This is a genomic window from Phenylobacterium sp. (assembly GCF_036495085.1).
Lineage (GTDB): Bacteria > Pseudomonadota > Alphaproteobacteria > Caulobacterales > Caulobacteraceae > Phenylobacterium.
This window is the reverse complement of sequence record NZ_DASXNL010000028.1, coordinates 91,447-102,191: the sequence shown is the minus strand read 5'-3', so window position 1 is coordinate 102,191 and position 10,745 is coordinate 91,447. Positions and strand designations below refer to the sequence as shown.

Sequence of the window (10,745 nt, the reverse complement as noted above, 5' to 3'; positions counted from 1 at the left end):
GCGTCGACCAGGCCGGCGTTGCCCTCCAGCATCTGATCGATCTGGGCCTGCAGGCTGCCGACGGCGGCATTCAACCGGGCCTCTTCGGCCACCACGTCGTCGGACAGGAGCTGGGAAGGCGCGACCGGGGGCTCGTGCAGGACGGCCACGCCGTAGGCCAGGCCGTCGCCGAACTTGGAGCCCTTGAGCCGCTCCGGCCGATGCGGCGCGATCTCGACGCCCTTGAGCTCAGCCTCGCCGATCAGCTCGCCGGCGGCGACCATCTCGGCCAGCACCATGGCGACGATCTGCAGGTCTTCGACCTCGTCCTCGGTATAGACCCGCGCCGTGCGGTTCTGGACCACCAGCACGCCGATCGATCGGCCGCCGCGCAGCAGAGGCACGCCCAGGAAGGCGTGGTAGGGGTCCTCGCCAGTTTCGGGGCGGTAGGAGAAGGCCGGGTGCTCAGGGGCGTCCGCCAGGTTCAGCGGCCGGCCGAGCTTCATGATCTCGCCCACCAGGCCCTCGCCCGGCTTCAGGCGAGTGACGTGGACGGCGTTCGGATCGAGGCCTTCGGTGGCGAAGAGCTCGAAGTCGCCGGCCGCGCGGCGCATGTAGAGCGAGCAGACCTCAGCCACCATCGAGCGGGCGATAATGCGCACCACCATATCCAGGCGAACCTGCGCGGGGCCGCCGCCCGCGAGGGCCTCCCTGATCTGCCGAAGCAGGCTGCGCTGACCGCGTATCGCGACGCCTGGAACCGCCATCTTGGTCGCTGTGTCCTCCCGAATGCTTTTTCGCGTCCTAGCAGGTTTATGTCTCCGAACGGAGACAGAAAGGGGTGATTGCCGCGTTAACCGCCTTCGCCCGGCAATTGGGCGCCCGCGCTTGAGCTTTTCTGTGGACGGACGCATCGTCACCGCCGACGGATCAAGAAAAGTCGTTCGGGGGGACGCCATGCTGCGAAACTGGGGCTTCCTAATCCTGGGGCTGGTGCTGATCCTTGGGGGGTCGTACCTGGCGCACGCCGTCCAGACGTCCGGCGGTGTGACCCTGAAAGACGTCCGATTCGCGGGCGATAATGGGCTCACGCAGTCGGGCCTGCTCTACGTGCCCTCGAGCGCCACCGTCCAGCGTCCGGCGCCGGCGGTGCTGGTCAGCCACGGCTACATCAACACCCGCGAGATGCAGAGCCCGTTCGCAATCGAGCTCGCCAGACGCGGCTTTGTCGTGTTGGCGATGGACATGATCGGCCATGGTTATTCCGACGGCGCGGTCGGCCAGTCGAAGGATCTTGGCGGACCTGCCGCCCTGCGATTCCTGCAGAGTCTGCCGTACGTGGACCGCGGAAGCATTGGGCTCGAGGGCCACTCGATGGGCGGTGTTCCGGTGATGTCGGCAGCCGCCTCGCAGCCGGACGGCTACCGTTCGATCGTGCTCGAGGGGTCGACGCCCGGTTTCCTGGGAGCCAACTCACCGGCCAGTCCGAGGGACCTGGCCGTGGTGTTCGGCCAGTACGACGAGTTCGCGCCATTGATGTGGGGCGTGCCCAAGGGATCTCTGGTTTCCCAGTCGCATAAGCTCGCCAAGGCGTTCGGCGTGCCGGGCCCCGTAGTCGTAGGCAAGATCTATGGGACCATCGCCGATGGGACCGCGCGTGTGTTGGAGAACCCGCCGGTGACCCACCCGTGGGAGCACTTCAGCCGCGCCGGCGTCGGCGGAGCGGTGGACTGGTTCGAGAAGACGCTTGCCGGGGAGGCCAATCCGCTGCCCCCCGGCGATCAGATCTGGGTCTGGAAGGACGTCGGCACGGCGCTCGCCTTCGTGGGCTTCATCTGTCTGTTGATCGGCGCCTTCGAGGTCCTGCTGACCCTGCCGGTGTTTGCGAGCCTGAACCAGCCGGCCCAGCCCATCAGCGAGCGGCGGGGCGGCAGGTGGTGGCTGGCGTTCCTGCTGACGGCGGCGGTCCCGGCGCTCACGTTCTATCCGCTGATGAAGCTTGGTGTGTTCTTCTTCCCGATGCAGCTCTTCCCGCAGTCGATCCAGAACCAGCTGATCGTCTGGGCGCTGATCAACGCGGTGATCACGGTGGTGCTGAGCCTGGTGGTGCGGGGCGGCAAGCCGGTGTTCACGACGGACTGGCCGAAGTCGGCGGCGATCGCGGTGGCGACCGTCGCGGTCGGCTACCTCTCGCTGGTGGTGGTCGATGCGGTGTTCAAAGTCGACTACCGCTTCTGGGTGCTAGGGCTGAAACCGCTGGATGGTCGCCATGCCCTGATGGCGATCCCCTATCTCGTGCTCTGGGCGGTCTTCTTCCTGGTGGCGCTTCGCGCGCTGGCGGCGAACCTGGCGGTCAAGGGCGAGGGCTTCCTGATGCAGGCCGGCAGCTGGAAGATCGCGATGTGCCTGGGCTTCATCGTCCTGCTGGTCGTGCAGTATGCGACGCTGTTCCGGACCGGGCTGTTATTCACGCCCAGCGAACCCCTGAACACCATCGTGGCGATCCAGTTCGTGCCGCTGTTGGCGGTCGTGGGGGCGATCGCAGCGGTGACCTACCGGCGCACCAACTCTTACGTCCCGGGCGCGCTGATCTGCGCCCTGTTGCTCAGCTGGTATGTGACGGCCGGCACAGCAACGCACTGGTACCCGGGATTCAAATTGCCGGCGGCGGCGGCGCGCTCGCGATAGGCCTCCGCCGCCCCCATCTTCGCAAGGCCCCGGCCCGCCGGGCGCTGAGCGCCCGGCTCTTGCTGTAAGGGTTTGGGACCACCCCGAGTCCGGAGCCTGAGTGACGCGGTCCCTCGAACTGACTGAGAACGGTTGGGCGGATCTGCTGGCGGACGGCCGGTTGCCGCGCTTTGCGCTGATCTGCCTGGGGGTCTGGCTGAATGCCGCCGACAGCCTGGTGACGGCCACCATCATGCCGAGCGTCGGGGCGCAGCTCGGCGGCTACGCCTACTTCAGCTGGGCCACGGCAGGGTTCCTGGTCGGCGCGATCCTGGCCGGTGCGAGTTCGGGGCGGGTGTCGGAGATCTTCGGCCTTCGCGGCGCGACGGCGATGGCAGGCGTGATCATGGCGTTCGGCTGCGTGATGAGCGCGCTTGCGCCCGATGTCGGGACGTTCCTGACGGGGCGGCTGATCCAGGGCCTGGGATCGGGCTGGATCTCCGGCTTCGCCATGGTGGCCATCGCGCTCCTGTTCCCCGAGCGGCACCTGGCGCGGGTGTTCGCCGCGGTGACCTTCATCTGGGGCATCGCGACTGTGCTGGGGCCGCTGTTCGGCGGGCTGGTCGTGCAGACCGGGAGCTGGCGAGACGTCTTCTGGCTGTTCGCGATCCAGTCGGTGGTGTTCAGCGCCGCCGCGCCATTTCTGCTGCGGGGTTCGGCCAAGGCCGGCGGCGGGCCAGGCATTCCCTGGACCCAACTCGGGGTGCTGGGCGTCGGGGTGGCGGCCATCGCGGTGGCCGACGTCTTGCGAAGCCCGACGCTCTCCATCGGCCTCGTGGTGGCTGGGCTTGCCGTGCTTGGCCTGGTCTTCTGGATCGACGCCCGGGCGCGGGTGCGCCTGCTGCCGCACCGGGCCGGCGACCTTCGGACGGTCTGCGGGTCCGGCTATTTCGCGATGTTCGCCATGACCGCGGCGACGATGGGCTTCGCCATCTACGGGCCGCCGATCCTGCAGCAGCTCCGCGGGTTCTCGCCGCTCGCCGCCGGCTACACGATCGGCGCGGAGTCGGCGGCCTGGACGCTTTCGGCGATCCTGGTGGCGGGCGCCACGGGCGTCTGGGATGGGCGCTGGATCAGGCTTGGGGTTGGGTGCCTGATCGCAAGCCTGATTATCCTGGCGTGGACCATGGCGGAAGGCGCCTTCGCCTGGGTGCTTATCGGCGGCTCCTTGATGGGCGTCGCCTTCGGTCTTTCGTGGGCGTTCATGAGCCGGCGCCTGCTGCTGGCGCTTTCGGAGGAGGACAAGGCCATCGGGTCCTCGGCGATCACGGCGGTGCGTCAGACGGGGGCGGCGGCGGGGGCGGCGATCTCCGGCGTGGCCGCGAATCTCGGTGGGTTCTCCGCGGGGCTCACGGCCGAGAGCGCCCAGTCCGCCTCATTCTGGGTTTTCGTCTCGGTGATCCCGCTGGCGGTGGTCGGCGGTTTGGCGGCGTTCCGGCTGACAGGGTCGGCGGAGAAGGCCTAGGTTAACGGCCATGGAAATCCGCGTGCTTGGGCCCGGCGACGAGGATCTGCTGGTCCGCGCGGTGGCCCTGACCGACGAGGGCCCCCTGCCGCACGAGCGAGCGACGGCTCACCTGGCGGACGCGAACCTCGTGAACCTGGTGGCGTTGGAGGGGGGCGAGGCCGTGGGCTTCGTCTACGGCCATATTCTGCAGCGCTTCGAGGCTGTGAGCTTCTTCATCTATTCGGTGGACGTCGCCGAAAGCCACCGCCGGCGCGGGATCGGCAAGGCGATGCTGGCGGCCCTGCGCGATCTCGGCCGCGAGGGTCGGTGGGACGAGATGTTCGTGTTCACCAACGTGAGCAACGCCGCGGCCATGGCGCTCTACGCCGGCTCAGGCGGGATCAGCCCGCCGCCCGCCGACGTGGTGATGTTCGACTTCGAATGCTGACCCCGCCCCGGGGCGGGTGGCGTCCTAGAGCTGGTCCAACCCGTAGGCGGCGTGCAGGGCGCGGACGGCCAGTTCGGTGTAGGCGGCGTCTATCAGCACGCTGATCTTGATCTCGGACGTCGAGATCACCTGGATGTTGACGCCCTTCTCGGCCAGCGCGCTGAACATCGTCTTGGCGACGCCGGTGTGGCTGCGCATGCCGACCCCGATCACCGAGACCTTGGAGACCTCGTCGTTCACCTGAACATCGTCGAAGCCGATCGAAGGCTGGGCGGCGCGAACGATCTCCACGGCGCGCGCGGCGTCCCGCTTGCCGACCGTGAACTCCATGTTGGCGGTGTCCTGGGTGCGCGCGTGGCTCTGGACGATCATGTCGACGTTGACGTTGGCGTCGGCCAGCTTGCCGAAGATCTCCGAGGAGACACCCGGATGGTCGGGCAGGCCGAAGAGGCTGATCTTCGCCTCGTCGCGACTGTAGGCCACGCCGCTCACGATCCGCTTTTCCATGATCTCATCCTCGTCGCACACGACGGTGCCTTGGCCGGGGGCTTCACCCGGCTCTACGAAACTCGACAGCACCCGCAGGGGCACGTTCTGGGCCATGGCGAGCTCGACCGAGCGGGTCTGCAGAACCTTGGCGCCCAGGGACGCCATCTCCAGCATCTCCTCGTACGAGATCTTGGCCAACCGCCGGGCCTTGGATTCGATGCGAGGGTCGGTGGTGTAGACCCCGTCCACGTCAGTATAGATGTCGCAGCGCTCGGCTTTCAGGGCTGCCGCGACGGCGACCGCGCTGGTGTCGGAGCCGCCGCGCCCAAGGGTGGCGATGCGCCCATCGCGGGTGACGCCCTGGAAGCCGGCGATCACGGCGACCTCTCCAGCATCCATGGCGGCGGCCAGCCTTTCGGGCTGGACGTCGTCGATCCGGGCGCGGCCATGGGCGTCGTCGGCGATGATCGGGATCTGCCAGCCCATCCACGAACGGGCCGCCAACCCCATGTTGCGCAGGCTCATGGCCAGCAAGCCGGCCGTCACCTGCTCGCCGGAGGCCACCACCACATCGTACTCGTCGTCGGAGGGCGTCAGCCCCTGGGCCGCCGCGCCGGAGCCGTCGGTCCAAGCCACCAGCTCGTTGGTCTTGCCCGCCATGGCCGAGACGACCACCGCAACACTATGGCCCGCCTGGACCTCGGCGTTCACCAGCCGGGCCACGCGGCGGATGCGTTCCAGGTCGGCCACCGAAGTGCCGCCAAATTTCATCACCAGCCGGGACATTGGGTTGAGCGGTTCGAGCCTTGTTGCTGTGCCTGCGGACGGGGCGGAGCCTTCTAGCGGCGCTGGGCACGGCCTGCAACGCCTAGGCGTCTTCGTTTTGGCGAGGAAGGGGGCTATGGGGAGGCATGGCTTCGCAAGCGCACGCTCGTTCGAGCATCGATCCGGCTGAGGTCGAACGGTTCTCGCGGATCGCCGCTGAGTGGTGGGACCCGCGGGGCAAGTTTGCGCCCCTGCATAAGTTCAACCCGACGCGCCTGGCGTTCATCCGAGACCAGGCGTTGCACAGGTTCGGACGTGACCCCCAGGCACGTCGACCGTTCGAGGGCCTGCGGCTGCTCGACATCGGATGCGGCGGGGGGCTCTTGTCCGAGCCGATGACGCGGCTGGGATTTCGGGTGACCGGCGTCGACGCCTCGGAACGGAATATCGGCACGGCGAGCGCGCACGCAACGGAGCAGGGGCTGTCCATCGACTACCGTTGCTCGACCGCCGAGGCGCTGTTGGCGGCCGGCGAGACGGCCTTTGACGTGATCCTCAACATGGAGGTGATCGAGCACGTGGCCGATCCGGGAGCGTTCCTCCGCGATTGCGCCGGCATGCTGGCTCCTGGCGGGCTGATGATCGTCGCCACGCTCAACCGGACCCTGAAGGCCTTCGCCCTGGCCAAGGTCGGCGCGGAATACGTCCTGCGCTGGCTGCCCGCGGGCACCCATGACTGGTCGAAATTCCTTAAACCCGAGGAGCTGCGCGGGTTTTTGGCTGATCAGGCCGTGGCGGTCGACGGACCTTTCGGAGTGGCGTTCGACCCGCTCAGGGGCCGCTGGTCCCAGAGCCATGATGCTGACGTGAACTACATGATGACGGTGGTTCGCGAGCCGGCCTAACTATCGCCCCGCCGTGGAGAAGAAGTTCAAAGATGCCTTCAATACGCGTGCTGGGCCACGCCTTCCGGGTCTGGCGGCGCAACCTGCGATGGTTCAAGCACGAGCCGGAGACGCCGTATCTGGCGGACCTTTTGTCCGGAGCGCCGGTCTGCCTGCACGTGGGGGCCAGCGACGGGCGCCATTCCTACGTCATCACCCAGGTTGCGCGGCGCGCGCAGATCTATGCGATCGAGCCATCGGCTTACTCGTACCAGGTGCTGAAAGCGACGGTGGCGCTCCACAGGATCGGTGACCAAGTGACACCGGTGCACGCCGCGGTTGGCGACAAGGCCGGCCAGATGCTGTTGGTGACGCCGCGCAAGATCTCCGGACGTATGGGCCGCGCCTACGCCTTCGTCTCCGAGACCGCGCCGCAGGGACGGGCCAGGCCCGATCTCGAGGACACTGGCGCTGAAGTGCAACCGACGTCGGTCGTAACGCTGGACGCCTTTTGCGCCGAGCGTGGGATCGCGCAGGTCGATTTCATCCGCATGGACATCGAAGGCGCCGAGCTCATGGCGCTGAAGGGCGCGCAAGGCATCCTAGACCGCGACAGCCCCACGGTGCTCCTGGAGATCCATCCGACGATGCTGATGCAGCGCTTCGGCGGCACGGCCGAGGCCGTGGTCGAAGTCTTCGCCCGGCGCGGCTACCGCATGTTCGCCCTGAACGGGCGGCGACTGGAGGAGCGCTCGACCGTGGTCGAGGACGAGCCCTGGAAGGACTATTTCTTCATCCATCCGGCCCGCGCCTCACGTCTCCCCGACGGCGTATTCAAGGCGCGCATGGCCGCTTAGCTCTTTAACTGAAGACGCGAAGCCCGGTTCGGCCGTCAGCGCGCCCAACGGCGCGATGTGGCGCGCGCTTATGAGCGACCGGGTTCCGGGGCGGCCGGCAGACCGACGCTCGCCTCGGCGAGGTCGCTACCCGCGCCGGTGATCACCCCTTCGACGCGATCGGTCATTGCGAGGATTCCACCTCTTCGAACACACGCCGGGCGGCCGCTATGGCCGACGCCGCGGTCGGCCATCCGGCATAGAAGGCAAGGTGGGTGATCGCCTCGACCAGTTCCTCGCGGGTGAGGCCGTTCTCCAGCGCGCGTTTCAGGTGGAACGGCAGTTCGTTCGATCGGTAGAGCGAGACGAGGCAGGCGACGGTGACCAGGCTGCGATCGCGCTTGGACAGTTCCGGCCGTTCCCACACCTCGCCGAATAGCACCTCGGATGTGTAGCGCCCGAGCGCTGGGGCGATGTCGTCGAACGGGCTGCGAGCGGGGGTGGGCTGGTCGGTCATGGCGGATCTCCTGGCGGCCGGTGATGTCCGAAAGCTGCGCCGGTTATCGCTCGCCTTCCACCTCAATGACGGAGGCGCCGCGCTCCATCAGCGCCACGACAGCCGCGGTTAGTCAGCGACCCGGGCGGAGGTGGCGCCCCTCCGCTCGGCCATCCTTCCGAGCAGATCCACGAAGGCCTGGTTCCGCCGCGTCGCTTTGGACAGCGACGAGCGGATTTGCATGGGTTCCGGGGAGCGGTCAGTTCTCTGTGCCCGGACGGACCCCGAGGGCTCAACGCTTCTGATAGGGATGGAAGATGAAGTCCTTCGCCTTCACGGCCGTATGGCACGCGTTTCCGCAATCCGAGAGACTGGGATCGGCCGTGAACTTGTCGGATGCGGTTTCGTAGTTGAACAGCGCGTAACCCCAGCCGCCGCTCTTCGGAAATCTCTTGCTGTCCTTTTCGATAACGAAGGCCTGCGTGAAAACGTCCGGCACATCGACGACGAAGGGCGCTTCGGTGCTCTTCTTCGGCTTCCACTGCAGCTTCACGATCTTCGAGCCGTCCGGGAAGGGCTTACCGTTCCCGGGAATGCCGGCTTTGTAGGCGCTGATCATCGTCGGATTGGCGACGATCACTTTGAGTACTTCGTCTGTCCGGGCAGAGGAAACCAAGGCCCAGTCCTCGTATCCCCGGAAGTCGGCAAAGGCGATTCCGCCCGGCGAGGTCAGCGCGTACTTGGCCTGGGCGTAGATGGCCGAACCGCCCAGACCGGCGACCGCGCCGGCGGCTATCGCGGCGGTGAGATTCTGGCTGCGCTTCATGGCGATCCTCTTCTCTGTGGGTCGTGAACGAGCCTTTTCGGTACGTTCGCGGGCGAGTGGCGGAATGGGGTATATGCTCGCCGCGCGTACGGGGCGCGCGCGATCCCTCTGGACCGGCTTCGCATCTCGACGTCGTCGGTCCAGGTCCCTAGCTTCCTGCTCAAGCAACTGGAGCTCTTCGTCGATGCAGGCCCTGATGATGGATCGGCCGCTAAGGCTGCCGTCGATCCTGGAGTACGCCGCCCAGTACCACCCCGACCGGGAGGTGGTTGATCGGATGGTCGAGGGCCCGATCCACCGCTATGGCTACGCCGATGCGCTGAAGCGCACCAAGCGGATCGCCAACGCACTGGTTGGGCTGGGCGTGAAACCCGGTGACCGGGTGGCGACGCTGGCCTGGTCGACGCACCGGCATTTCGAGCTCTACTTCGCGGTCACCGGGATCGGCGCGGTGCTCCATACGATCAATCCGCGGTTGCATGCCGACCAGATCGTCTGGGTGGCCAATCACGCTGAGGACAGCTTTCTGTTCTTCGACAACACCTTTGCCGGCCAGGTCTCCGAGCTCGCCGAGCAAATGCCATTGATAAAGGCGAAGGTCGCGATGACCGATCGGGCTCGCCTGCCGGCCGAGGCGCCCAAGGATGCGCTGGTCTACGAGGACCTGGTCGAGGCGAACCCGCCGGACTTCGACTGGCCGGAGCTAGACGAACGGCAGGCCTCGGGCCTTTGCTACACCTCGGGCACCACCGGCAATCCGAAGGGAGTCCTCTACTCGCACCGCTCGACGGTGCTGCACGCCATGGCGCTCGGCCTGCCGGACGCGTTCAACTTCTCGGCCCGGGACGTGGTGATGCCCTGTGCCCAGATGTACCACGCTAACGCCTGGTGCACGCCCTACGCGGCTCCCTTAGTCGGCGCCAAGCTGGTGCTGCCAGGCCGGGCGTTGGATGGCGCGAGCATCGCTGAACTGATCGACCAGGAGGGCGTGACTTTCCTTCTGGGCGTTCCGACCATCTGGGTTGGGGTGGCCGACCACCTCGACCAGACCGGCGCTAGGCTGACATCGGTGAAGACCATAGCGATTGGCGGCTCCGCGCCGACCGCGGCCCTGGTCAGTCGCATCGAAGACCGCCTCGGCGGGCATGTGCGCCAGATCTGGGGCATGACCGAGACGAGTCCTCTTGGCGTGATCAACACCGCGTTGCCGGAACACGCCAACGAAGCTGCTGACGCGACGCTGCAGCGCAAGCTGAAGCAGGGACGCGGCCTGTGGGGTGTCGACTTGCGGATCGTAGGTCCTGAGGGCCAGGAACTGCCGCGTGACGGCAAGAGCGCAGGGAATCTGCAGGTTCGCGGGCCCTGGGTCTCGTCGGCCTACTTCAAGAACGACGGCTCAGCCGCCTTTACCGACGATGGTTGGTTCGACACCGGCGACATCGCGACGCTCGATGCCCAGGGGTATCTGCGTCTCACCGACCGGGCGAAGGACGTGATCAAGTCGGGCGGGGAGTGGATATCGACGCTGGACCTTGAGGAAGCGGTTTGCTCGCACCCGGCGGTCGCCATGGCCGCGGCCGTCGGCGTGCCGCATCCGAAGTGGGACGAGCGGCCGCTCCTCTTGGTGACCCTGCGCCCTGGCCAGACTGCCGATCCGGAAGACCTGAAAGCCCATGTCGCCGCTCGCGTCGCCAAATGGTGGACGCCAGACGAGGTGCGGATCGTCGAGTCCCTGCCGATCGGTCCCACGGGCAAAGTCCTGAAACGCGAATTGCGTGACCAATTGAGCACGCCTGAAAAACTCCGCGCGTCGTGAAAAATCCTTAAGCGAACCGGGGCTTGAACCGA

10 protein-coding genes are annotated in these 10,745 nt (G+C 67.0%); 6 read left to right on the top strand and 4 right to left on the bottom strand.

Going from position 1 to position 10,745, the window contains the following annotated elements; translation table 11 throughout:
• Positions 1–746 (bottom strand): GAF domain-containing protein (locus VGI62_RS04955; RefSeq protein ID WP_331503285.1); only part of this gene is annotated, 746 nt, incomplete at its 3' end.
• A gap of 190 nt (positions 747–936) precedes the next feature.
• On the opposite strand from VGI62_RS04955, the gene VGI62_RS04950 reads away from it, so the two are divergent.
• From VGI62_RS04950 to VGI62_RS04940, 3 genes are all read left to right on the top strand, one after another.
• Positions 937–2,667 (top strand): alpha/beta hydrolase, encoded by a 1,731-nt coding sequence (locus tag VGI62_RS04950; RefSeq protein WP_331503284.1) that lies wholly within the window; start codon positions 937–939, stop codon positions 2,665–2,667.
• Between the two features lie 100 nt (positions 2,668–2,767).
• The gene (locus VGI62_RS04945) at positions 2,768–4,171 is read left to right on the top strand and encodes an MFS transporter (RefSeq protein WP_331503283.1); all 1,404 of its coding nucleotides are present in this window, start codon (positions 2,768–2,770) and stop codon (positions 4,169–4,171) included.
• A 10-nt stretch (positions 4,172–4,181) separates the two neighbouring features.
• Complete coding sequence (locus VGI62_RS04940) at positions 4,182–4,601, top strand: GNAT family N-acetyltransferase (protein WP_331503282.1); 420 nt, start codon at positions 4,182–4,184, stop codon at positions 4,599–4,601.
• A 24-nt stretch (positions 4,602–4,625) separates the two neighbouring features.
• Here VGI62_RS04940 and VGI62_RS04935 read toward each other — a convergent pair whose 3' ends face one another.
• On the bottom strand, positions 4,626–5,876 hold the full coding sequence (locus tag VGI62_RS04935) for an aspartate kinase (protein WP_331503281.1): 1,251 nt from the start codon (positions 5,874–5,876) through the stop codon (positions 4,626–4,628).
• A 125-nt stretch (positions 5,877–6,001) separates the two neighbouring features.
• Here VGI62_RS04935 and ubiG point away from each other — a divergent pair, with 125 nt between their 5' ends.
• Complete coding sequence (gene ubiG / locus VGI62_RS04930; RefSeq protein WP_331503280.1) at positions 6,002–6,760, top strand: bifunctional 2-polyprenyl-6-hydroxyphenol methylase/3-demethylubiquinol 3-O-methyltransferase UbiG; 759 nt, start codon at positions 6,002–6,004, stop codon at positions 6,758–6,760.
• 32 nt (positions 6,761–6,792) lie between these two features.
• The gene (locus VGI62_RS04925) at positions 6,793–7,596 is read left to right on the top strand and encodes an FkbM family methyltransferase (protein WP_331503279.1); all 804 of its coding nucleotides are present in this window, start codon (positions 6,793–6,795) and stop codon (positions 7,594–7,596) included.
• Positions 7,597–7,759: 163 nt separating this feature from the next.
• Here VGI62_RS04925 and VGI62_RS04920 read toward each other — a convergent pair whose 3' ends face one another.
• Positions 7,760–8,092, bottom strand: a complete 333-nt coding sequence (locus VGI62_RS04920) for a carboxymuconolactone decarboxylase family protein (RefSeq protein ID WP_331503278.1) — start codon at positions 8,090–8,092, stop codon at positions 7,760–7,762.
• A gap of 271 nt (positions 8,093–8,363) precedes the next feature.
• Positions 8,364–8,897 (bottom strand): cytochrome P460 family protein, encoded by a 534-nt coding sequence (locus VGI62_RS04915; RefSeq protein ID WP_331503277.1) that lies wholly within the window; start codon positions 8,895–8,897, stop codon positions 8,364–8,366.
• 184 nt (positions 8,898–9,081) lie between these two features.
• Here VGI62_RS04915 and VGI62_RS04910 point away from each other — a divergent pair, with 184 nt between their 5' ends.
• On the top strand, positions 9,082–10,713 hold the full coding sequence (locus tag VGI62_RS04910; RefSeq protein ID WP_331503276.1) for a long-chain fatty acid--CoA ligase: 1,632 nt from the start codon (positions 9,082–9,084) through the stop codon (positions 10,711–10,713).
• Positions 10,714–10,745 lie beyond the last annotated feature (32 nt).